Below are 22416 nucleotides of genomic sequence, written 5' to 3'. Positions count from 1 at the left end.
CCGGCACCCCGCTCGGCGTCTGTGGGGTGGGGCGCTCAGCGCGCCAGTGTGATGATCTCGTCGCCGGCCAGCCTGCCGGACTCGCGGTCGCGCCGCACGTCACCCGCGTCGAGCAGGTCGGCGAGCGCCCGGTTGGCGTCGGCGGCACGGTAGACGGTCGCGGTGAGAGTGTGCCGGCGTAGCTCGGTGACCGGCCGCGACCCGCCCGCACGCAGCTCGGCCAGCAGCTCGCGGGCCAGTGGTTCGAGGTCAGGATCGCCGGCCACGTCGACCGTGGTGCCCGTCGGGTCGAGCGGGTCGCCGTAGCGCACGTCGAGGTCCGCGCCGATCGCCCAGAGCGCGTCACGGACCGCCTCAAGGCTCCGGTCGGAGCGGCTGCCGAACGCGATCACACCGGCCGTCTCGCCGTCCGGCAGCACCGGTGCCACCTCGGCGACAAGGGGGAAACCGGCGGAGATGAGCGCGTCTCGGGCGCTCCCGCCGGTGTGCAGCAGCAGCTCCCCGGTGCGACCGTTGGTCGCGGCGGTGAGCAGCTTCGGCGTCACCGCGCCGGGCAGGTCCACGAAGGAGAACAGCGGGGCGCCGGCCGCTCCGGCGGCCTTCACCGCGACCGGAAGCCGGTAAGGGGCACCGGGCAGCAGGTGCACGGTGACCTCGGCGGGCAGCTCCGCCTCGATCGGGCCGAGTCGGGCCGGCAGGTCGGCGGCGCCGTCGGCCAGCACCAGCACGGTCACCTGCCGGCCGCGCACCTGGTCGCCGTGCGCGGCGACCAGCCGCAGCGCGGCCTCCGCACCGCCCGCGTCGACGCCCGCGAGTGCGATGGTGGCCCGCCGGGAGCGGTGCAGGGCTGCGGGCAGCCAGCTCGTCAGCTGGCGAACCAGCAGCTCGCGGAGGAAATCAGTGGTCCGGTCGGTCGGCATCGGTCCGTTCTACCGTACGACCGGTCAGGCCGGGACGGAGATCCCCACCCCGCCCCGGGTCTGCCCGCCGTAGCGCTGCCGCTCGGCGTCCAGGTCGAGCCGACCGATCTGCTTGCGGGCGGCCAGCGCGGCGTCGTCGAGCAGGTCGGCGGGGATCAGCCAGACCACCTCGAACTCCAGACCGTCCGGGTCCTTCCCGTAGAGGCTCTTGGTCGTGCCGTGGTCGGAGGTGCCGACCAGGGCACCGGCGGCGGTGAGCCGCTCGGCGGTGGCGGCAAGCTCGTCGAGGGTGTCCACCTCCCAGGCGAGGTGGTAGAGGCCGACGGTGGCCCGGCCGGCGGTCGAACGCCCGGCACCGGCACCGATCTCGAACAGGCCGAGGTCGTGGTCGTTGGTGGAGTCGGGGGCCTGGAGGAAGGTGGCGCCCCGGAAGCCGTCCGGGGTCATCGCCACCGGGCGGAAGCCGAGCACGTCCCGGTAGAACGCGACGCTGCGGGCGAGGTCACTGACGTAGAGGACCGCGTGGTTGAGCCTGTGGATTCCCATGACGCAAGGCTAGCGCGTTTTAGTTGAGCGTTCAACTATTGCGAGTATGATGGCGGTCATGACCCGCTGGCTCGACTCCGACGAGCAGCGCACCTGGCGCGCGTATCTCGCCGCCTCCCGGGCGCTGATGGACACGCTCGACCGCGAGCTGCAACGCGACGCGGGCATGCCGCACGCCTACTACGAGATCCTGGTCCGGCTCTCCGAGTCCCCCGGTCGCCGCCTGCGGATGAGCGACCTGGCCGAGGCCGTCGGGTCGTCACGCAGCCGACTCTCACACGCGGTCGCCCGCTTGGAGGCAGCCGGATGGGTGCGTCGCGAGGAATGCCCCACCGACCGGCGTGGGCAGGTCGCGCTGCTCACCGACGAGGGTTTCGCCACCCTCGCGGCCGCCGCGCCCGGCCACGTCGAGGGGGTACGCCGGCACCTGTTCGACGCGTTGAGCCCGGCTCAGGTCGACCAACTGCGCCGAATCAGCGAGACCTTGGCCGACCACCTGACCGGATCCTGACCAATCGACACCGGCGCGGGTCTTGTACTTACCGTCGTCAGATGAGCACGATGGGGCGTGTCTTCCGGCTTCGGTGAACTGACTGATCAGGCGCACCACCTCGTGTCATCCGGCGATCTGGCCGGCGCGCAGCAGCTGCTCTCCGACGCGCTCACCGACGCCGACCCCCGCCCGGCCAACGCCACCCCCGAGCTGGCCGAGGCGGCCAGCCTCCAGGCGCGGGTGCTCGTCGCCCTCGGTGAGCCGCACTCGGCCCGGGGATGGGCCGCCTTCGCGTACGCGGCCACCACCCGACTGCACGGTCGCTCCGACCCGCGCACGGTGGCCGCCGCCGCGACCCTGGCCGCGGTGCTGCACCGGGTCGGCAGCCACTCCCGAGCGGCGCGGCTCTACCAGGAAGTCATCATCGAGCTGACCGCGCAGGACGGCCCGGAGTCGCTGCGGGTGCTCGCCGCCCACGCCGACCTGGCCACCGTCGAGTACGCCCGCGGCCAGTGCACGGTGGCCCGCGACCGGCTCCAGGACGCCTGGGAGCTGCACCGCGAGGTGTACGGCGACGGGCACCCGAGCGGCATCAAGATGCTGGCGCGGCTCGGGGCGATGCAACGGGACTGCGGGCAGTTCGCCGAGGCACACGACAACCTGGCCCTGGCCCGCGAGCTGTGCCGGCAGCACCTGCCCGCTGACGACCCGCTGGCAGCGCAGGTGGCAGCTCTGGCCCGGGCGGCGGCCAATCCCGACCACGTCTGCGCCGACAACCCACCCATGGCCCGAGACGCGCCGGTGGTGCCGGCCGCTCGCAACCCCCCGCACGACGATGGGCCGTCCCAGTCCGGCTACCACCCGCCGACGCCTCCGCCACACCACGCCGGCCCGGCGGCGGCCGGCGGGGCGGTTCCGAACCCCCGAACGCCAGCCGACGAACCAGTCGGGTCGACGGGCACGAGGTGGCCACCCGAACCGGTCGACGAGCCCACGCCGCACCCCACCGACACCCCGGTGCCCCCGTCGGTGGTCGGGCTGGTCGGCGGCACGGAGGAACAGTCCGGGGTGTACCGGCTACGCCGACCCGCCGCTCCGTCCGAGCCGTACACGCCGCCTGGCTCGTACACGTCGCTCGAGCCGTACACGCCGTCCCGGCTGCTGCCGGTGCCCGTGCACCGGGCGCCGCCGACGCAGCGCAACCGGCTGGTGCCGGTGCTGGTGGCCGGCGTGGTCGTGGTGCTGCTCGGCGCGGCGGCGGTGATCGCCGGGGTGGCCCGGGTCGGCAACGACGACGAGCCGACCCCGCCGCCGACAAGCGGCTCCCCGCCGCCGGCGCACCGGCCACCACCGCGCCGACCTCGGGTGGTGCCGCGCCCACGTCGGCCGGCGCCGCGGCGCCGCCCGGCAGCCCGCCCAGCGCGGTGACCCTGCGCGACACCCGGGACAGCATCGCGCTGAACTGGACCTACCCGGCCGGCAGCGAGGGCCCGGTGGTCATCGCGGGTGGCCGCACGGGCCAGGACCACAACATCTTCGCGACACTGCCCGCCGGCAGCACCAGCTTCGTCATCTACGCGCTCAACCGCACCAACGACTTCTGCTTCACCGTCGCCGTCGCCTGGTCCACCGACACCGTGGCCAGGTCCCCGCAGGTCTGCACCCGCCGCCGCTGATCCGGACAGACGCTGACCTGCCGGCCAGCGCACGCGGGCTGCCTCACTTACCGTGACCTGCCCGCCGACGGCCTCTCCGTCACAACGCGTCATAACCAGCCAGCTGGCTGTATGTCCCCGTTCAGCCTTTGCTCTGCTTCACTCCAGGAAACACCACTCATAAGCAGCAGAAATATCGCATCAGCCGATTCGGCAGCATCTCGACGAGGACCACGAAGCGTGCCTGTTGCCTCCGCTGAAGCAGAGCAAAGGGGCTACGGGCAGGTCGGTGGGGGCCCCGTCGCGATCACAACGCGTCAACTGTCGGCTCAGGGCGGACCTCCTCGGCCGGCGACACCGGCAGCAGCAGACACACCCGTAGCCCCTGCTGCTCCTCCGCGTCGGTCAGGCTGATGCTGCCGCCCGCGCGTCGGACCAGTTCCCGAACGATGGCCAGCCCCAGGCCGGCGCCCCCGTCGTCGCGGGCCCGTCCGTCATCCAGCCGGGTGAACCGGTCGAACACCCGCTCCCGGTCCGCCGCCGGAATACCCGGGCCGTCGTCGGTCACCGTCACCAGGTGGTACGCCCCGGCGCCAGGCACGCCCGTCCACCGCGCCGCCTCGGCGGCGACCACGACGCTGCCGTACGCGTGCCGGACCGCGTTGTCGACCAGGTTGGCCAGCACGCGACGCAGCTCCTCCACGTTGCCGGTCGTCCAGATCGGGCCCGGCGGGAGCGCCACCCGCACCGGCGGCGACGGGTAGCGGGCGGCGACCTCGGCCAGCAGCGCACCCAACTCCACCGGGCCGGTCCACCGGGCCGGTGGAGCTTCGTCCAGGCGGGCAAGCAGCAGAAGATCGTCGACCAACCGGCTCAGCCGGTCGGTGTCGGCGAGCAGGTTGGCGGTCACCGCCGTCCAGTCCGTCCGGTCGGCGAGGCGCTCGGCCACCTCCAGCTCGGTCCGGATGTTGGTCAACGGGCTGCGCAGCTCGTGTGCGGCGTCGGAGACGAACGCCCGCTGGCGGACCCGGGCGGATTCCAGCCGGTCCAGCATGCCGTTGAGGGTGACCGCCAACCGGTGGATCTCGTCGGCTGATGCGGGCACCGGGAGTCGGCCGGTGCCGGCCCGTCCGGTGATCTCCTCGGCACCCCGACGGAGCGCCTCGACCGGCCGCAGAGTCGCGCCCACCACCCGCCACGCCACCCCGGCCAGCCCCGCCACCAGCAGCGGGAACGCCACCAGCAGAATGACCCGGACCACGTGGGTGCTGTGCCGCACGTCGGCCATCGAGCGGGCGACCAGCACGGTGAGCGGGTCGGCCGCGGTGCCGGCGGGTACGGCGACCACGCGGACCGGGCCGGCGAGCCCGACTCGCTCAGCCGGCACCTCCAGCCGCTGCCGACGGTCGCGTTCCAGCCGCTCCGGGCGAACCATCGGCACCAGCCGGTCAGCGTCGATCGAGGCGGCTCTGATCCGCCCCTGAGCGTCGACGACCTGCACGCGGACCTGTCCGCCGGCCACCGGCAGGGGGTCGGGCAACGCGTCCTCGGCGGCGAGCAGGGCCACCGCGTCCGCGGTCCGGAACGCCTCGGTGTCGACCGTTCGCTGGAGCACGAAGCCGAGAGCGCCGAGCAGCACCACCCCACCCAGGGCCAGCCCGACCGCGAGGCCGAACACTCCGATCGCCATGAGCCGCCCCCGCAGCCCGAGCACCGGCATCCAGCCGTGCCAGGCCCGGCGAGCGGGCATCGGGCCGTCGGCGGTCACGTCGCCAGCCGGTAGCCGGCACCCCGGACGGTCTCCAGCCGGTCCCGGCCGAGCTTGCGGCGCAGGTAGCCGACATACACCTCGACGGCGTTCGGCGCGGTCTCCAGGCTCGCGTCCCAGACATGGTCCAACAACTCGATCTTGGAGATCACCTGACCGGGCCTGCGCATCAGGTAGTCCAGCAACGCGAACTCCCGCGCGGTCAACGCCACCTCGGCGTCGTCCCGGGTCACCCGTCGGCGGGCCGGGTCCAGCCGCAGGTCACCGACCGCCAGCACCGTCGGGCGTTCCGGCGCGCCCCGGCGCAGCAGCGCCCGTAGCCGGGCCAGCAACACCACATACGAGAAGGGTTTGGTCAGGTAGTCGTCGGCGCCGCAGTCGAGGCCGTCGGCCTGGTCGTACTCGCCGTCCTTGGCGGAGAGCATCAGCACCGGCAACCAGTGCTGCTCCGCTCGCAGCCGCCGAACCAGCTCGTAGCCGGAGAGGCCGGGCAGCATCACGTCGAGGATCATCGCGTCGTACCCGCCGTGCCGGGCCGCGTCGAGGCCGGCCGGGCCGGTCCCCGCCACATCCACGGCGAACCCCTCCGCCTGCAGACCACGTTGCAGGGCAGCCGCCAACCGGGCCTCGTCCTCCACCACCAGCAACCGCACAGCTCAAGGGTGCCACCCGGGTCAATCGTGGCGGTTCGGCGTCCTCAGCACGTTCACAGGCCCGAGGGGGCAGGATGGCGGCAGGAGGTGCCACCATGTCCGTCCTGAGAAGCCGTCCCGTCCTTCGTTGGCTGGTCCCGGCCACCGCCGCCGTCGCCGTCATCGGCGGAGGCGCGGCGATCGGCACGTTCGCCGCCGAGGCCGAGCCGAGCTTGCCGCCACGTACCGCCGCCCAGCTCCTGGTCGATCTACAGACCTCCAGGCTGGAAGGGCTGTCCGGGACCGTCGTGCAGCGCGCCGACCTCGGCCTGCCGCCGCTCGCCGGGCTACTCCCCGGCAACGAGCTGACCACCCTGCTGACCGGTACGCACACCCTGCGGGTCTGGTATTCCGGCCCCGAGCGGCAGCGAGTCGCACTGCTGGACACCCTCGGCGAGCAGGACGTGATCCGCAACGGCCAGGACCTCTGGACCTGGCAGAGCCGTACCAACACCGCCACCCACCGCACGCTCGGTGACGCCGGGGCCGGAAAGCCGGCTGCCGAGGCGATGCCGAGCATGCCGGCCACTCCGCAGCAGGCCGCCGACCTGGCACTGGGCGCGATCGACCCGAGCACCGAGGTCAGCCTCGGCCGTTCGGCCACCGTGGCCGGCCAGGACGCGTACGAGCTGGTGCTCCAACCGCGCGACGGTGCTTCGCTGGTGCACCAGCTGCGGATCGCCATCGACGCCAAGCAGCACGTGCCGCTGCGCTTCGAGGTCCTCGCGAAGGGCAGCGACCAGCCGGCGTTCGAGGTGGCCTTCACCCAGGTCGACTACCGCCGCCCCGACGCCGACCAGTTCACCTTCAACCCGCCGCCCGGCGTGACCGTCAACGAGGAGAAGGCCGAACGGCCGGCCGCGGGCAAGCCCGGCCACGTCGCACCCGCCGGTGATCCGCAGGTACGCCCGGTGGGCTCCGGCTGGACCACGGTGCTGGTCGCCCGCCTCGACGGGCCCCTCGGCGGCAAGCCGACCGGCGCGAAGCCGGCCACGCCGGCGACTGGTGCCGCACCGGCTGGCGGTTTGCCGGACGTGGACGTGTCCAAGCTGCTCGGCGGGCTGACCGCGGTCAGTGGTGACTGGGGCAGCGGTCGGCTGCTCACCGGCAAGCTGTTCAGTGTGCTGCTCACCGACGACGGCCGGGTGCTCGCCGGCGCGGTCACCCCGGAGCGGCTCTACCAGGCCGCTCGCGGCTGATCCACCGATGTTCGCGCCGGGTCGACCTGACGGTCGGCCCGGCGCGTCGTCTTCTCCGGCCGGCGGCGCAGTCAGTGGGCGGCGGTCACGCCGAGGGCGCTGAGGTACGCGTCGGCGAGAACCGCGTGGCCGGGCAGGTACGGGTGGACCCGGTCGTCGGCCCAACGCGTCGCCGGACTCACCGCCAGCACCCGGTCGAACGCCGCCTGGTTGGGCACGTGCACCGCGTCGAACTCGGTCGCCAGCCCCGCCACGACCGCTCCGTACCGGTCGGTGTCGGCGCGTTGCGGGACGCTCCGGTCGGCCTCGATGAAGAACGGGTCACCGAGGATCAGTCGGCAGCCGGTGGCGTCGACCGCCCGACGCAGCAGGTCGCGCAGGGTGCGCTCGTACTCCTCGATGCCGACGGCCTCATCCGGTCGGTCGCCGTAACGTCGCCAGATGTCGTTGATGCCGATCAGCACGGAGAGCCAGTCGGGGCGCTCCGCGATGGCGTCGTCATCCCAGCGGACGGCCAGGTCCCGCACCGTGTCGCCGCCCACACCCCGGTTGACCCACTCCAGCTCCAACTCGGGGTGCCGGGCGTCGACCATGGCGCGCACGAGACTCACATATCCGCTGCCGTAGGGCGCGGCGACGTCGCGTCGACCACAATCGGTGATGCTGTCCCCGATGAAGACCACCCGTTGCCCGGTCCGCAGGATCATCCGCCGCCACCTCGCGATCACCGGCGCGCCGACCTGCCCGGCTTGGTGAGAACCGGCGGAACGCGCTATCTTCAACAGTTCGAGGGCACAAAAAAGAACGGCTTAAAGCCGTTCCTGCAAAGGATTCTAATCTTTAGGGAGACGGCTTGTCAAGGCACTCCGGCGGTTCCGGCGAATTGCCGCTCGACGACGAGATCGGTCGCGAGCAGGAGTACGTCTCGATGCTCTACGACCGGCTGGACGGGCTGCGTGAGCAGGCCGCCCACCGGCTCACCGCCGAGCTGCGCAACACCGGCGGCACCCTGCAGGACCGCTCGCAGCGCGACAGCTCGGTAGCGATGTACGCCGATCAGGTCGAGCAGTTCTCCGCCGTGGAGAACGGGCTCTGCTTTGGCCGTCTCGACGGCGATGACGACTCCCGCCACTACATCGGCAGGATCGGCATCTTCGACACCAGTGGTGACTACGACCCGCTGCTCATGGACTGGCGGGCTCCCGCCGCCCGCCCGTTCTACCTCGCCACCGCCGCCAACTCCCAGGGCGTACGCCGCCGCCGGCACCTGCGCACCCGGCAGCGCAAGGTGACCGGCCTCAACGACGAGGTGCTCGACATCGACTCGGCCTCCCCGGGCGCCCACGAGGACCTGACCGGTGAGGCGTCGCTGCTCGCCGCGCTCAACGCGGGCCGTACCGGCCGGATGCGCGACATCGTCGAGACCATCCAGGCCGAACAGGACGAGATCATCCGCGCCGAACTGCCCGGCGTCATGGTGGTCCAGGGCGGCCCGGGCACCGGCAAGACCGCGGTCGCGCTGCACCGGGCGGCGTACCTGCTCTACACGCACCGCCGTGAACTCTCCAGCCGGGGCGTGCTGCTGGTCGGCCCGAACGCGACCTTCCTGCGCTACATCTCCCAGGTGCTGCCGACGCTGGCCGAGACCGGCGTGCTGCTGCGTACCCAGAGCGATCTCTTTCCCGGGGTGAACGCCCAGCGGACCGAACCGGCCGAGACCGCCGCCCTCAAGGGCCGGGCGGTGCTGGCCGAGGTCCTGGCGTTGGCCGTCCGGGACCGGCAGTGGGTGCCCGACGAGCCGCTGGAGATCGAGGTCGAACGGGAGGCGCTGACGCTCGACCCGGAGACCGTGCGCACCGCCCGGGACCGGGTACGCCGCGTCGACCGGCCACACAACCTGGCCCGCGCGCTGTTCGACGTGGAGATCGTGCACGCGCTCGCCGACCAGGTGGCCGAACGGATCGGCGCCGACCCGCTGGGCGGGGAGAACCTGCTCGACGAGGCCGACCGGGCCGAGATCCGCCGGGAGCTGCGCGACGAATCGGAGATCCGGGCCGCCCTCGACCGGCTGTGGCCGGTGCTCACGCCGCAGCGCCTGCTCGCCGACCTGTACGCCGACCCGGACCGGATCGCCGCCGCCGCGCCGATGCTCACCGACGGCGAGCGGGCGCTGTTGCACCGCGAGCCGGGTGGCTGGACGCCGGCCGACGTGCCGCTGCTGGACGAGGTTGCCGAACTGCTCGGCGAGGACGAGCGGGCCGCCGCCGCCCGGCGGGATCGCATCCGCGTGATGGAACGGGAGTACGCCGAGGGTGTGCTCGAAATCGCCCGGGGTTCCCGCTCGATCGACGTCGAGGACGAGGCCGAAGGTGGCGAGATCCTCGGCGTGACCGACCTGATCGACGCGGACCGGCTGCTGGAACGGCAGGAAGAGGCCGACCGGCTGACCACCGCGCAGCGTGCCGCCGCCGACCGCACCTGGGCGTTCGGCCACGTCATCGTGGACGAGGCACAGGAACTGTCGCCGATGGCCTGGCGGCTGCTGATGCGCCGCTGTCCGAGCCGGTCGATGACGATCGTCGGGGATGTCGCACAGACCGGCGCACTCAGCGGCACGCCCTCCTGGGCGGACGCCCTCGCCCCGTACGTCGCGCAGCGGTGGCGGCTGACCGAGCTCACGGTCAGCTACCGCACCCCCGCCGAGATCATGGCGGTCGCCGCCGACGTGCTGGCCGAGATCGACCCGGCGCTGCGACCGCCGCGCTCGGTGCGGGAGAGCGGCGTACCCCCGTGGGACCGGACGGTGCCCGACGAGCAGTTGGCGACGGAACTTGTCGCGGCAGCCACCCGGGAGGCGGCCGGGCTGACCGAGGGCCGGCTCGGCGTGCTCGTGCCGGCCGGCCGGGTCGGCGAGTTGGGCACGGCGGTCACCGCCGCCCTGCCGGAGGCCGCCGTGGGCGAGCATCCGGAGCTGGAGAGCCGGGTGGTGGTGCTGACCGTCGCGCAGGCCAAGGGTCTGGAGTTCGACTCGGTGCTGGTCGTCGACCCGGACCGGATGGTGGCCGAGTCGCCGCGCGGGCGCAGCGACCTGTACGTCGCGCTCACCCGTGCCACCCAACGCCTGGGCATCCTGCGCCCCCGCGACTGACCCTCAGCCCCGACAAACCGCGCCGCCCCCGCCGAGTGGTCGCTCGGCGGGGGCGGCGCGGCAGAATCGCTCGGCGGGTCAGTCGCTGATGGACCTGTCCCGGACGGTCTTGCCCGGACCAGTCGCGGACGTGGACTGGTCGCTGGTGCCACCGCTCATCGGAGTGCTCAGGCCGCCGGTGGTGGCGTCGCCGGTCGTCGTCGGGGCGACCTTGCCCCGGTGCCGCTCCGGCTGCCGGGCGACCCGGCGCACGCTCGCCGGACCGGCGGTGCCACCGGTGGTGGTCACTGCGCCCTGCCCCCCGACGGGGCCGCCGTCGCGCAGCACCTGCGGATCGACCCGCACCTTCGCCGGATCGTCCGGGTCGTCGCGCTGGATCTCGCTCTGCACATCGGTGCGGGGCAACGTCACCTCGTCGATGGCGCCCTTGCCGTACACGCCGCCAGCGATCCGATCCTCGGCCTGGCGGGCGGCATCCTGCCGCATGTCGTCCTCACGCACGATCATCACCTCGCAGAAGCTGTGGAACTGACTGCGTGCCCGGCCACCGGTAGGCCAAACCCGGCCGACCGGAACCCCGTGGGAACCCGACGTAATGGCGGGGACCGGACGTCCGGAGCCTGGCAACGCGCCACGACCCGAAGGTGATGACGGCGTCAGCACCGACGACGCGGACCTCCTGGTTGAGCCGCACGATGCCCAACAACCTGCGCTGACACACTGTCCTCCCCCACCGCCGCCGAATTTCCGGCCGACGATCGGTGTTACCTGCTCCCGGGCCTCGGGTAGTCGGGGGGTGTCCCCGCCGTGATTGCGAACCGTGCCGTGGCCGAAACGCGGTAGCGGGGCGAGGGAACGCAGAGTACGACTCATCGCATCCTGAGGAGGACCAGATGAGCACGCAGGCTGCTTCCACCAGGCCGATGAACCGGCCGATGAACGACCCGCAGAATCCCGCCGCGATGCGGGACACGCAGCAGATGCCGGTCATGCACGACGGGCGTCGCAACGACATGCAGGCACCCGGTACGGAAACCAAGCAGGCATTCAAGACCACCGAGTTCTGGATCTACCTGATCGCGGTGGCCGCCGTACTGGGCGCGTCGCAGGTCGTCGGGAAGAACTCCGCAGGGGTGGACATCTTCCGGGCCGACAACGCCTGGTTCCTGATCACCCTGCTGACGCTTGGCTACCTCGGTAGCCGTGGCCTCGCCAAGGCAGGCAGCAACTGGCGCAGCAGCGAGGAGCGCAAGGCCCGGCACTGACCGGTTCACAGCGCGCGGTGGCCTCCGGGAGAATCTCCCGGAGGCCACCGTCGTCTCTGGACGACTACTCGTCGCCGCCGAAATCGCCGCCGAAATCGCCCTCGAACGCGTCCTCGATCATCTCGCCGGCGATCATGCCGCCAGCGACGCCGAGCGCGGCGCCAGCCACCATGCCACCCATCCCGTGCCCGCGGCTGTGACCGTGCCCGTGGCTCGGGCTGTACTGCGAGCGCAGGGTGCCGTAGCGGGACGTGGTCTCGCGCAGCCAGCCATCGACAACCTGCGCCCAGTTCACCCGGTCAGCATCGGTGTGCGCCACCTGGTAACGACCGAAGGCGTCGTGGCCGGCGCTGAGGAACCCGCCGCGCTTGTCGCACTCCAGGATGACCTCCACGCCGCGCTGGCTCGTCACGAAGGTCAGCTCGACCTCCCTGATCGTGCTCGCGTACTGCGGCGAGGCGAAGAACTCGATCTCCTGGTAGAACGGAAGCGTCTGCTGGACACCCCGGATGTGACCGCGCTCCAGGTCGGCGTGCTTGAACCGGAAACCGAGCTGCTGGAACGCCTCCAGGATCCGCTCGTGCACCGGCAGCGGGTGCACCGCCACCTGGTCCAGGTCGCTCTTGTCGACCGCGCGGGCAATCGCCAGCTCGGTGCGCAGGCCCATCGTCATGCCGTGCAGGCGCTGGCCATACACGTCGGTGATCGGGGTCTCCCACGGCACCGGCAGCTGGAACGGGATCGAGAGCTGCTGCTTCGGGGCGAGCTGGAGCGGGCCGCTCACCACCATCCGGTGGAACTCCATCGTGCCCGCGTACTCGGTGTCGTGTCCTTCGACCTCGACCCGGGTGACCAGGCCGATCACCACCTGCTCGATGGCTGCCTCGGCGTCGCCACCGACGAGGTTGACCTGCCCGTCGAGGGTCAGACCGGGCCTGGTGTTGGGGTTGGTCAGCACGGTGTCCACACTCGGACCGCCCACACCGAACGCGCTCAACATCTTCTTGAAAACCATCGGAACTCCTGTGCGACAGCCGACCGCTCCAGGTTGGAGTCGGACGTTGACTCGAACGGCACCCTATCCAGCACCCCTGTGAGGTGGCTGTGAAGTGTCGCGCGCGTCGCGCCAGTCGAGCGCGCATCAGGTCAGGGTCACATCCGCGATCGCCAGCTCCGCCGCACGGTCTGGGTCGCCCCCGGCGCGCTTGAGTAGTCCGTCGACGAACCAGTGGCCAGAGATGTCCGAACCGTCGGTTACATCAAGGTACAGGCCGAGGTCACACCGTTTGCCGAAGATCGCGACCTGCAGATCGGGTCGACGCAGGTGGACCGCGTTCAAAAGCCGCGACGCCGACTCGTCACGCTCGGCACGGAGCACGGGGTCACACTCCCGCAAAGCTTCGGCGACGCCATCCGCGGTGGGATCGAACCCTTCCAGCAGCGGCAGCACCGATGGGTCTGCCAGGTACGCGGCGGCCTGGAAGGTGAACGTGTGGACCTCGTCGTGCGCGAGCAACTCGCGTACCAGCGGAAGCGCCCGCGCATCACGTCGCCGCGCCAGCCCTCGGGCACCCTCCTCCCGCACCCCCGGGTCGAGGTCGCGGGTGCCGTCCCACAGCGCCTGCCGGACCGCATACCCGTCTGCGGTGGTCGACCAACCGAGCGAGAACGTGGCCCACTCGCGTACCTCAGCGTCAGGATCGCCACACAGGACGATCAATGCCGTCACGCCGGCCTCGGGCGGGTGATCGTCGAGCAGCACCGTCGACAACGCGACCGCGACCTGCAGACGTACGTCGGTGTCGGGGCTGCCGGCGAGAGTGAGCAGAACTGGTAGGGCGCGGGGGTCGCAGGTGGCACCCCCGGCACGCGCCATAGCGAGGTGCACCGCCGGGTCGGACTCACGAGCTGCCAAGGTAACCAGGGCTCCCACCACATCCCGGCGTACGTCCTCACGCACGCCACTCACCACGCCGAGCAGGTCGCAGGCGACCGCCCGCACCACGGCATCCGGATCGGCGCACCGCCCGACTGCCAGCCGCACGGCCACCTCACCCGAACTGGCGATCCGAGACAGCAGCTCCCCGGAGCTGATCGACTCTGCTTCCTGGAAACCGGGGTGTCCATGCGACTGGGATACCCCGGTTTCCAGGAACCCGAGTCGATCATCTAGTCAGGCTCCACGACCACCAACTCGCCGACCTGCTCGCCGATCGTGGTGCGTGCATCCCCGGGCAGCCCGACGTCGGTGATCAGCACGTCGGCGGCCTCCAACGGTGCGATGGTGGCGATGCCGATGGTTTCCCACTTGGTGTGGTCGGCGAGCACCACGAGCCGGCGGGCCGCGGCGATCAGGCACCGGTTGACGCCGGCCTCCAGCAGGTTCGGCGTGGTGAACCCGGTGCGTGGGCTGAGACCGTGCACGCCGAGGAAGAGCAGGTCGACGTTGAGCGCGCTGATCGCCGCCTCGGCCACCGGCCCGGTCAACGCGTCCGACGGGGTGCGGATACCGCCGGTCAACACGACCGTCTGGTCGGCGCGCGGGTTCTGGTAGAGCGCGTCGGCCACCGGGATCGAGTTGGTCACCACGGTCAGCCCCCGTACGTCGGAGAGCAGGGTGGCAAGCGCGGCGGTGGTGGTGCCGGCGGAGAGCGCGATGGCCATCCCCGGCTCCACCATGGTCGCCGCCCGCTCGGCGATGGCTCGCTTCTCCGCCTGCTGGCGGATCGACTTCGCGGCGAAGCCGGGTTCTTCGGCCGAACCCGGTCCGGCGAGCGTCGCGCCGCCGTGCACCTTGTCCACCAGGCCGCGCTCGGCCAGCACCTCCAGGTCGCGCCGGATCGTCATGTCGGACACGCCGAACCGACTGACCAGCTGGCTCACCCGTACACCGCCGCGTTGGCGGATCAGATCGAGGATGGCGGTCTGCCGCTGCTGGGCGAGCATCTGGGAAACCTCCTTCGCGCCGTGACTGTCGTCGGATCAGGCCGGGTCGTCGGTGCGATCCTCACGGATGACCGCCACCTCGCCGGCCGGCAGCGTCAGCTCACCGGCGCATCGTGCTCCGGTCAACAGCTCGACGCCGTTCACCGGGAGCCGTGCCTCATTGTCGGTGTGGTTGATCGCGAACAGCCAGCTTCGTTCGGCGTCGCGTCGGCGTACCACCTCCACACCGGACGGTGCCGACGCCGCCGGGCGGACGCCGGCCTCGTCGAGCAGCCGGGCGACCAGCCGGTCGGTGGCCGGCTCGTCCAGCCGGGTGCCGACATACCAGGCCGCGCCCGCGCCGACCGGATGCCGGGTCAGCGCCGGCACGCCCGGCAGGGGCCCATCGGTGTACGACGCCAGCACCTCGGCGCCGTCGGGGTGCAGCCACTCGGTCCACACGTCAGCGGTGCTGCCGTCGTCCAGCCGGACCTGCTCGCCCTCGCGCAGCGGGAAGAACTCCTCGGTCCGTACGCCCAGCAGCTCCCGGAACGCGCCCGGGTAGCCGCCCAGCCGGATGTGGTCGTTGGAGTCAACGATGCCGCTGAAGTAGGTGACCGCCGCGGTGCCACCACCCTCGACGTACCGGTGCAGTGCCTCGACGTCGGCGTCCCGAACCAGGTAGAGGGTCGGTGCGAGGACCAGCCGGTAGCCGCCGAGGTCGGCCGACGGGTGGACGATGTCGGCGGTCACGCCGGCCCGCCACAGAGCGCCGTAGAGGGCGTTGAGCCGGTCGGCGTACTGGACGTCGGCGCTGGGATGCGAATCCAACTCGACCCCCCACCACGCTTCCCAGTCGAACAGGATCGCCACGTCGGCGTCGACCCGACTGCCGCGTACCTCGGCCAGCGCCTTGAGGTCCGCGCCGAGTTGGCAGACCTCGCGGAACACCTTGGTGTCCGGCCCGGCGTGCGGCACCAGCGCGGAGTGGAACTTCTCGGCACCGGCCCGGGAGGCGCGCCACTGGAAGAACAGCACCCCGTCGGCGCCACGGGCGACGTGCGCGAGGCTGTTGCGGCGCAGCTGCCCGGGCAGCTTGGCCACGTTGCGCGGCTGCCAGTTGACCGCGCTGGTGGAGTGCTCCATGAGCAGCCACGGGTCGCCGCCGGCGACGCCGCGAGTGTGGTCCGCCGCGAGCGCCAGCCCGAGGTGCGACTGCGGGTCGGCGGCGGTCAGATAGTGGTCGTTGGACACGAGGTCCACGTCGTCGGCCCAGGAGTGGTAGTTCATGTGCTTGATCCCGGTGCCGATCATGAAGTTGGTGGTGACCGGCTGGCGGACCAGGGTCTTCAGCAGCGCACGTTCGGCGCGCAACTGGGCGCGCTGCTCGTCGGAGGAGAAGCGCAGGAAGTCGAGCTGCTGCGTGGGGTTGGCGAAGGTCGGCGCGGTGCGCGGCGGGTTGATCTCGGTCCAGTCGCCGTAGCGCTGGCTCCAGAACGCGGTGCCCCAGGCGTCGTTGAGCCGGTCCAGGTCGCCGTAGCGCTCGCGTAGCCAGCCTCGGAACGCCTCGGCGCTGACGTCGCAGTAGCAGTGCACGTTGTGGCAGCCCAGCTCGTTGGAGACGTGCCACATCACCACGGCGGGGTGCGCGGCGTAGCGGCCGGCGACCGCTCGCACCAGCTCCAGCGACCGCTCGCGGAACACCGGCGAGCTGGGGCAGTACGCCTGTCGTCCGCCCGGCCAGAGGATCGCGCCGTCGGCCCGACGGGGCAGGGTCTCCGGGTACGCCCGGGCCAGCCAGGGCGGTGGGCTGGCGGTGGCGGTGGCCAGGTCGACCTGGATGCCGCCCTCGTGCAGCAGGTCCAGCACCCGGTCCAGCCAGCCGAACTCGAACCGGCCCGGGGCGGGCTCCAACAGGGCCCAGGAGAAGATGCCGACGGAGACCAGGTTGACCCCGGCCCGGCGCATCAGCTCGACGTCCTCCGACCAGGTCTGCTCGGGCCACTGCTCGGGGTTGTAGTCGCCGCCGAAATAGATGCCGTCACCGTGCCATCGCCGCATGAGAGCTGAGGGTGCACCTGCCAGGACACGTAAGTCAACAGGTTCCAACATCGATTTCTCTTCCAACGTTTACTACATAACAGGCGTGTCACGACTGGGTTATCTAAGGCGAACGGCCCTCTTGACAGCGCCTGACTGAGGGGTAGCTTGAGGCCCCAATGGCCGTTCGTGTTCGCCAATGTGGATTCTCGGTGGATCCCGATGTGTGATCACGACGCCGGATCCGCCTTCACCACCCCTGACGGCCCTCGGGCGTAGCACCTCTTCATCCGCAGGAGGCACAGATGTCCCGTCCCCAATCCCAAGCCGAGTACCTGGCTCGGCTCGTACCGCCCTCCGTTGCCGGCATCAACCGACGCTCGCTGCTGGCCGGCGCGGCCGGCACGGGCGCACTGCTCGGCACCGGTCTGCTCGCCGGCTGCGGCGACGACTCCGGCTCCGCATCGGACTCGAAGAACGTGTCGGTCGGCTCGAACCAGTCCGACCCGAAGCCGAAGGACGTCATCGCCAAGGTCATGGACGGGTTCAAGACCTCGTCCGGCGTCGAGCCCGCGATCAACACGGTCGACCACAACACGTACCAGGAGAACATCAACAACTACCTGCAGGGCAAGCCGGACGATGTCTTCATGTGGTTCGCCGGCTACCGGATGCGTTTCTTCGCCGCCAAGGGCCTGGCCGGTGACATCAGCGACGTGTGGGGCAAGCTCTCCGGCTTCTCCGACGCCTTCAAGAAGGCATCCACCGGCGACGACGGCAAGCAGTACTTCGTACCCTCGTCCTACTACCCGTGGGCGATGTTCTACCGCAAGTCGGTGTGGCAGCAGTACGGCTACCAGGTGCCCACGACCCTGGACCAGCTCACCGCGCTCAGCACGCAGATGAAGAAGGACGGCCTGACCCCGATCGCCTTCGCCGACAAGGACGGCTGGCCGGCGATGGGCACCTTCGACATCCTCAACCTGCGGATCAACGGCTACCAGTTCCACATCGACCTGATGGCCGGCAAGGAGGCCTGGACCTCCGACAAGGTCAAGAAGGTCTTCGACACCTGGGCCGGCCTGCTCCCCCTGCACCAGCCGGACAGCCTCGGCCGGACCTGGCAGGAGGCTGCGCAGTCGTTGCAGCAGAAGAAGAGCGGCATGTACATGCTCGGTCTCTTCGTCGGCCAGCAGTTCAGCAACGAGGAGCAGAGCGACCTCGACTTCTTCACGTTCCCGGAGATCGACCCGTCGATCGGAGCGAAGGCGCTGGACGCACCGATCGACGGTTACATGATGGCCCGCAAGCCCAAGAACAAGGCCAACGCCGAGAAGCTGCTGGAGTACGTGGGTGGCAAGGCCGCTGCGGACATCACGGTCAAGAACGACCCGGCCACGCTGGTCGCCAACACCGGCGCGGACGTCAGCGGCTACACGGCGCTGCAGAAGAAGGCGGCCGAGCTGGTCGGCTCAGCCACCGAGGTTGCCCAGTTCCTCGACCGGGACACCCGGCCGGACTTCGCCTCCACGGTGATCATCCCGGCGCTCCAGCAGTTCATCAAGAACCCCAAGGACATCGGCGGGCTCACCTCGTCCATTGAGAACCAGAAGAAGTCGATCTTCACTGACTGACGGCGGAAGGGGAAGGACATCGTGTCCGACCTGCCCCTGATCCAAGCGGATCGCGCCGTGCCGCCGCCGGCCTCGACCACCTCCACGGGTGGTCGTCGCCGGCGGCTACGGCTCCTGTCCCGCACCGACCGCGTGGTCATCACGCTGATGGTGCTCGTTCCGCTGCTGCTCGTCACCGGGTTGGTCTGGTTGCCGGCGGCGGCCACCGTGCTGCTCTCCGGCACCAACTGGGACGGCATCGGCCCAATCAACGAGATCGAGTTCGTCGGCGTCCGCAACTACAGCGACGTGGTGAACATCTACCCGCCGTTCGTGCCGGCGATCCAGCACAACCTGCTCTGGCTGGCGGCGCTGTTCGTGGTCGCCACCCCGTTCGGCATGTTCCTGGCCGTCCTGCTCGACAAGGAGTTGCGCGGCGGCCGCTTCTACCAGACAGCGCTCTACCTGCCGGTGGTGCTCTCGCTGGCGCTGATCGGCTTCGTCTGGCAGCTGCTCTACTCCCGCGACCAAGGGCTGATCAACGCCGTCTTCGGCAGCAGCATCGACTGGTACGGCGACTCGAGCGTCAACATCTGGGCGGTCCTGATCGCCTCCGGTTGGCGGCACGTCGGCTACATCATGCTGCTCTACCTGGCCGGGCTGAAGGGCGTCGACCCGTCACTGCGGGAGGCCGCCGCGGTCGACGGCGCGTCGGAGAGCCGGACCTTCTTCCGGGTGGTGTTCCCGGTGCTACGGCCGATCAACATCATCGTGCTCGTGGTGACGGTGATCGAGTCGCTGCGTGCGTTCGACCTGGTCTGGGTCGTCAACAAGGGCCGCAACGGTTTGGAGCTGATCTCCGCGCTGGTCACCCAGAACGTGGTGGGTGAGGCGAGCCGGATCGGGTTCGGCTCGGCACTGGCGACGATCATGCTGATCGTCTCGCTGGTCTTCATCACCATCTACCTGGCGACCGTGATGAGGGAGAACCGGGAATGAGCACCGCGACCACCACCCGGCGTCCCGAGGGCGGACCCGACGCGCAGCCGCGCCGCCGCAAGCTGACCCCGCTGCGGGTGCTGCTGCACGGCTTCCTCATCGTCGTCGCGCTGGTCTGGCTCTTCCCGATCGCCTGGGCGGTGCTGACCTCGCTGCGCTCGTACGACTACACCGCCGCCAACGGTTACGTCTCGTTCGGCGGCTGGACCTTCGACAACTACGTCACCGCCTGGAAGACGGCGGAGTTCGGCCAACACTTCCTCAACTCGGTGTACATCACCGTGCCGGCGGTGCTGTTGACCCTCTTCCTCGCCTCGTGCGTGGCGTTCGTCATCGCGCGGTTCAGCTGGAAGCTCAACATCGTGCTGCTCGGGGTGTTCACCGCGGCCAACCTGCTACCCCAGCAGGCGCTGCTCATCCCGCTGTTCCGGCTGTTCACCGAGGTGCCGTTGCCGGAGTTCATGAGCGACTCGGAGTTGCTCTACGACAGTTACTGGGGCCTGATTCTGATCAATGTCGCCTTCCAGTGTGGTTTCTGCGTCTTCGTTCTCAGCAACTACATGAAGGCGCTGCCCCGCGACCTGTACGAGGCGGCGATGGTCGACGGGGCGAGCATCTGGCGACAGTACTGGCAGGTCACCATGCCCCTGTGCCGGCCGGCCCTGGCCGCATTGGCGACCCTGGAGGTGACCTGGATCTACAACGAGTTCTTCTGGGCCACCGTCCTGATGCGTACCGGCGACAAGTTCCCGGTCACCAGCTCGCTCAACAACCTGCGCGGCGAGTTCTTCACCGACAACAACCTGGTCTCGGCGGGCAGCGTGCTCGTCGCGATCCCCACCCTGGTGATCTTCTTTATGCTCCAGCGGCACTTCGTCCGGGGCCTGACCTTGGGAGCCTCAAAGGGATGACCATCCTGCACCTGCGCCGCGCGCGGACCAGTCTGGTGCTCGACGCGGGCGGCCCGGGGCTGCCCCGGGTCGTGCATTGGGGCGGCGACGTCGGCGACCTCGACGACGAGGGCCTGCGCCAGCTCGCGGACGCGACCGTACCGCCGGTGGTGCCGAGCAGCTTCGACGAGCCCACCGTGTTGTCGCTGCTGCCGGAGCCGAGCGCCGGCTGGAGCGGCCGGCCGGGCCTGGCCGGGCACCGCGACGGCCGGGACTGGTCCACTTCTTTCCGCCTCGACGGACTCGACGTGGACGACATCGACCCGGGCGCGGCACGGGTGACCGTGCGGGCGTCGGACCCGGCCGCCGGTCTGGCCCTGACCATCGAGATCGCGCTGGACCCACACGGCCTGCTGACCATCCGCCACCGGCTGCGCAACGACGGCGACGGCGAATACGAGCTGCGGGAGTTGACCCCGGTGCTGCCGGTGCCGGCGGTCGCCACCGAGTTGCTCGACCTGACCGGCCGGTGGTGCCGGGAACGGTCCCCGCAGCGGCATCCATGGCAGCAGGGCAGTTGGGTCCGCGAGGGCCGGCACGGGCGTACCGGGCACGACGCCACCCTGCTGCTGGTGGCGGGCACCGCCGGGTTCGGCTTCGGCCACGGCGAGGTCTGGGCGGTGCACACCGCGTGGAGCGGCGACCATGTCACCTTCGCCGAGCGTCGGCCCACCGGCGAGTCGACCCTCGGCGGCGGCGAGTTGCTGGCCCCGGGCGAGATCCGGCTCGGTCACGGCGAGTCGTACGAGACTCCCCTGCTCTACGCGGTCTGGTCCGACACCGGGCTCGACGGGCTCAGCGACGTGCTGCACACGCATCTGCGGGCCCGGCCCGGGCACCCGCGCTCCCCCCGCCCGGTGACCCTCAACGTCTGGGAGGCGGTCTACTTCGACCACGACCTGGACCGGCTGCGGGCGCTCGCCGACCGGGCCGCGCAGATCGGTGTGGAACGGTTCGTGCTCGACGACGGCTGGTTCCGGGGCCGGCGCGACGACACCGCCGGGCTCGGCGACTGGTACGTCGACGAGGGCGTGTGGCCCGACGGCCTGCATCCGCTGATCGACCACGTGACCGGTCGGGGCCTGGAGTTCGGCCTGTGGGTCGAGCCGGAGATGGTCAACCCCGACTCCGACCTGTTCCGCGTGCACCCCGACTGGCTGCTGGCCGTACCGGGGCGGCTGCCGCCGGCCTGGCGCAACCAGCAGGTACTCGACCTGGGCCGCCCGGAGGCGTACGACTACCTGCTGGAACGCCTCGACGCACTGCTCACCGACCATCCCGGCATCAGGTACCTCAAGTGGGACCACAACCGGGACCTCACCGAGGCCGGGCATCACGGCCGCCCCGGAGTGCACGGGCAGACCCTCGCGGTCTACCGGCTCCTCGACGAGCTGCGCCGCCGGCACCCCGGCGTGGAGATCGAGAGTTGTTCGTCGGGCGGCGCCCGGGTGGACCTGGCCATCCTGGCCCGCACCGACCGGGTCTGGGCCAGCGACTGCAACGACGCCCTGGAACGGCTCAGCATTCAGCGCTGGACCGGGTTGCTGCTGCCACCTGAGCTGGTCGGCACGCACGTCGGCCCGGAACGCTCGCACACCACCAACCGGGTGCACGACCTGGGCTTCCGGGCCGCGACCGCGCTCTTCGGCCACCACGGCATCGAGTGGGACATCGCGTCGATCAGCGCTGCCGAGCAGACCGAACTGGCCGCCTGGGTGGCACTGCACAAGCGGCTGCGCTCACTGCTGCACGCTGGCCGGGTGGTCCGGGTCGACCACCCGGACCCGGCCGTCTGGGCGCACGGCGTGGTCGATCACGACCACACCCGGGCGGTGTACGCGGTGGCACGGCTGGCCACCTCGGTGACGCAGACCCCGGGCGCGGTACGGCTTCCCGGCCTCGACCTGAACCGGCGTTACCGGGTGCGGCCGGTGTCGGACGTACCGCCCCCGGCGACCATCGACCGCTCCGCGCCGCCCTGGCTGGCGAGCGGTGTCACGCTCAGCGGAGCGGCGTTGGCCCGGGTGGGTGTGCAACTGCCCGCGCTGCACCCGGAGCAGAGCCTGGTGCTGGAGGTCACCGAGGTCGGCTAAGAATTCTTCGGTCGGAGTGTCGAGAACGGTGCCGCCTGCTTCTACCTCAGGGTGAGAGCACCGACGAGGGTGCGCAGGCGTGAGGAGCGAACCATGAAGTACATCTGCTG

At 70.9% G+C, this 22416-nt stretch carries 18 protein-coding genes and 1 pseudogene; 9 read left to right on the top strand and 10 right to left on the bottom strand.

The genetic code is table 11. The annotated features are described in order from the left end of the window. Positions 1–35: 35 nt before the first annotated feature. Both PCA76_RS08725 and PCA76_RS08720 read right to left on the bottom strand, forming a co-directional pair. Positions 36–920 carry a hypothetical protein gene (locus PCA76_RS08725; protein WP_272616545.1) on the bottom strand — a complete coding sequence of 295 codons (885 nt, stop codon included), beginning with the start codon at positions 918–920 and terminating at the stop codon, positions 36–38. A gap of 24 nt (positions 921–944) precedes the next feature. After that, positions 945–1466, bottom strand: coding sequence for a VOC family protein (locus tag PCA76_RS08720; protein ID WP_272616544.1), 522 nt, complete (start codon positions 1464–1466; stop codon positions 945–947). Positions 1467–1515: 49 nt separating this feature from the next. On the opposite strand from PCA76_RS08720, the gene PCA76_RS08715 reads away from it, so the two are divergent. Both PCA76_RS08715 and PCA76_RS08710 read left to right on the top strand, forming a co-directional pair. Beyond that, entirely contained in the window at positions 1516–1977 is a 462-nt protein-coding gene (locus tag PCA76_RS08715; protein WP_272616543.1) for a MarR family winged helix-turn-helix transcriptional regulator, read from the top strand. A gap of 57 nt (positions 1978–2034) precedes the next feature. Beyond that, a pseudogene (locus PCA76_RS08710) lies at positions 2035–3635 on the top strand (tetratricopeptide repeat protein). Positions 3636–3921: 286 nt separating this feature from the next. Here the strand turns inward: PCA76_RS08710 and PCA76_RS08705 are convergent. Next, complete coding sequence (locus tag PCA76_RS08705) at positions 3922–5304, bottom strand: sensor histidine kinase (protein WP_272619262.1); 1383 nt, start codon at positions 5302–5304, stop codon at positions 3922–3924. Between the two features lie 74 nt (positions 5305–5378). Continuing rightward, complete coding sequence (locus PCA76_RS08700; protein WP_272616542.1) at positions 5379–6035, bottom strand: response regulator transcription factor; 657 nt, start codon at positions 6033–6035, stop codon at positions 5379–5381. Between the two features lie 95 nt (positions 6036–6130). Between PCA76_RS08700 and PCA76_RS08695 the strand changes: the two genes are divergently transcribed. Then, positions 6131–7273 (top strand): LolA family protein, encoded by a 1143-nt coding sequence (locus PCA76_RS08695; RefSeq protein WP_272616541.1) that lies wholly within the window; start codon positions 6131–6133, stop codon positions 7271–7273. Between the two features lie 71 nt (positions 7274–7344). Here PCA76_RS08695 and PCA76_RS08690 read toward each other — a convergent pair whose 3' ends face one another. Further along, complete coding sequence (locus PCA76_RS08690) at positions 7345–7980, bottom strand: SGNH/GDSL hydrolase family protein (RefSeq protein WP_272616540.1); 636 nt, start codon at positions 7978–7980, stop codon at positions 7345–7347. Between the two features lie 146 nt (positions 7981–8126). On the opposite strand from PCA76_RS08690, the gene PCA76_RS08685 reads away from it, so the two are divergent. Continuing rightward, on the top strand, positions 8127–10421 hold the full coding sequence (locus PCA76_RS08685) for a HelD family protein (protein ID WP_272616539.1): 2295 nt from the start codon (positions 8127–8129) through the stop codon (positions 10419–10421). A gap of 78 nt (positions 10422–10499) precedes the next feature. Here PCA76_RS08685 and PCA76_RS08680 read toward each other — a convergent pair whose 3' ends face one another. Further along, positions 10500–10922 (bottom strand): hypothetical protein, encoded by a 423-nt coding sequence (locus tag PCA76_RS08680; RefSeq protein ID WP_272616538.1) that lies wholly within the window; start codon positions 10920–10922, stop codon positions 10500–10502. 392 nt (positions 10923–11314) lie between these two features. On the opposite strand from PCA76_RS08680, the gene PCA76_RS08675 reads away from it, so the two are divergent. Then, positions 11315–11686, top strand: a complete 372-nt coding sequence (locus tag PCA76_RS08675) for a hypothetical protein (RefSeq protein ID WP_124775572.1) — start codon at positions 11315–11317, stop codon at positions 11684–11686. Positions 11687–11750: 64 nt separating this feature from the next. Here PCA76_RS08675 and PCA76_RS08670 read toward each other — a convergent pair whose 3' ends face one another. The 4 genes from PCA76_RS08670 to PCA76_RS08655 form a co-directional block, all read right to left on the bottom strand. Further along, the gene (locus PCA76_RS08670) at positions 11751–12701 is read right to left on the bottom strand and encodes a sporulation protein (RefSeq protein ID WP_272616537.1); all 951 of its coding nucleotides are present in this window, start codon (positions 12699–12701) and stop codon (positions 11751–11753) included. 126 nt (positions 12702–12827) lie between these two features. After that, positions 12828–13730 carry a HEAT repeat domain-containing protein gene (locus PCA76_RS08665; RefSeq protein WP_272616536.1) on the bottom strand — a complete coding sequence of 301 codons (903 nt, stop codon included), beginning with the start codon at positions 13728–13730 and terminating at the stop codon, positions 12828–12830. 125 nt (positions 13731–13855) lie between these two features. Beyond that, on the bottom strand, positions 13856–14632 hold the full coding sequence (locus PCA76_RS08660; protein WP_272616535.1) for a DeoR/GlpR family DNA-binding transcription regulator: 777 nt from the start codon (positions 14630–14632) through the stop codon (positions 13856–13858). A 36-nt stretch (positions 14633–14668) separates the two neighbouring features. Next, entirely contained in the window at positions 14669–16672 is a 2004-nt protein-coding gene (locus PCA76_RS08655) for a beta-galactosidase (protein WP_272616534.1), read from the bottom strand. A 284-nt stretch (positions 16673–16956) separates the two neighbouring features. On the opposite strand from PCA76_RS08655, the gene PCA76_RS08650 reads away from it, so the two are divergent. Genes PCA76_RS08650 through PCA76_RS08635 form a run of 4 tightly spaced genes read left to right on the top strand, consistent with a single transcriptional unit; the run spans position 16957 to position 22306 of the window. After that, on the top strand, positions 16957–18285 hold the full coding sequence (locus PCA76_RS08650) for an ABC transporter substrate-binding protein (protein WP_272616533.1): 1329 nt from the start codon (positions 16957–16959) through the stop codon (positions 18283–18285). A gap of 21 nt (positions 18286–18306) precedes the next feature. Next, positions 18307–19263, top strand: coding sequence for a carbohydrate ABC transporter permease (locus PCA76_RS08645; RefSeq protein ID WP_272616532.1), 957 nt, complete (start codon positions 18307–18309; stop codon positions 19261–19263). Next, on the top strand, positions 19260–20174 hold the full coding sequence (locus PCA76_RS08640; RefSeq protein WP_272616531.1) for a carbohydrate ABC transporter permease: 915 nt from the start codon (positions 19260–19262) through the stop codon (positions 20172–20174). The genes PCA76_RS08645 and PCA76_RS08640 overlap by 4 nt, the downstream gene beginning before the upstream one ends. Beyond that, positions 20171–22306: an alpha-galactosidase gene (locus PCA76_RS08635; RefSeq protein ID WP_272616530.1), complete on the top strand. Its 2136-nt coding sequence runs from the start codon at positions 20171–20173 to the stop codon at positions 22304–22306. The genes PCA76_RS08640 and PCA76_RS08635 overlap by 4 nt, the downstream gene beginning before the upstream one ends. Positions 22307–22416 lie beyond the last annotated feature (110 nt).

The organism is Micromonospora sp. LH3U1 (assembly GCF_028475105.1).
In the GTDB taxonomy this organism is placed as follows: Bacteria; Actinomycetota; Actinomycetes; order Mycobacteriales; family Micromonosporaceae; genus Micromonospora.
The sequence above is the reverse complement of the archived record's forward strand: the minus strand, read 5'-3'. Positions and strand labels throughout refer to the sequence as shown.

Excerpts from the sequence above, each read along its gene's own strand:
- PCA76_RS08725 (WP_272616545.1), bottom strand. The coding sequence starts at position 920 with ATGCCGACCGACCGGACCACTGATTTCCTCCGCGAGCTGCTGGTTCGC.
- PCA76_RS08720 (WP_272616544.1), bottom strand. The coding sequence starts at position 1,466 with ATGGGAATCCACAGGCTCAACCACGCGGTCCTCTACGTCAGTGACCTC.
- PCA76_RS08715 (WP_272616543.1), top strand. The coding sequence starts at position 1,516 with ATGGCGGTCATGACCCGCTGGCTCGACTCCGACGAGCAGCGCACCTGG.
- PCA76_RS08705 (WP_272619262.1), bottom strand. The coding sequence starts at position 5,304 with ATGGCGATCGGAGTGTTCGGCCTCGCGGTCGGGCTGGCCCTGGGTGGG.
- PCA76_RS08695 (WP_272616541.1), top strand. The coding sequence starts at position 6,131 with ATGTCCGTCCTGAGAAGCCGTCCCGTCCTTCGTTGGCTGGTCCCGGCC.
- PCA76_RS08690 (WP_272616540.1), bottom strand. The coding sequence starts at position 7,980 with ATGATCCTGCGGACCGGGCAACGGGTGGTCTTCATCGGGGACAGCATC.
- PCA76_RS08675 (WP_124775572.1), top strand. The coding sequence starts at position 11,315 with ATGAGCACGCAGGCTGCTTCCACCAGGCCGATGAACCGGCCGATGAAC.
- PCA76_RS08670 (WP_272616537.1), bottom strand. The coding sequence starts at position 12,701 with ATGGTTTTCAAGAAGATGTTGAGCGCGTTCGGTGTGGGCGGTCCGAGT.
- PCA76_RS08660 (WP_272616535.1), bottom strand. The coding sequence starts at position 14,632 with ATGCTCGCCCAGCAGCGGCAGACCGCCATCCTCGATCTGATCCGCCAA.
- PCA76_RS08655 (WP_272616534.1), bottom strand. The coding sequence starts at position 16,672 with ATGCGGCGATGGCACGGTGACGGCATCTATTTCGGCGGCGACTACAAC.
- PCA76_RS08650 (WP_272616533.1), top strand. The coding sequence starts at position 16,957 with ATGTCCCGTCCCCAATCCCAAGCCGAGTACCTGGCTCGGCTCGTACCG.
- PCA76_RS08640 (WP_272616531.1), top strand. The coding sequence starts at position 19,260 with ATGAGCACCGCGACCACCACCCGGCGTCCCGAGGGCGGACCCGACGCG.
- PCA76_RS08635 (WP_272616530.1), top strand. The coding sequence starts at position 20,171 with ATGACCATCCTGCACCTGCGCCGCGCGCGGACCAGTCTGGTGCTCGAC.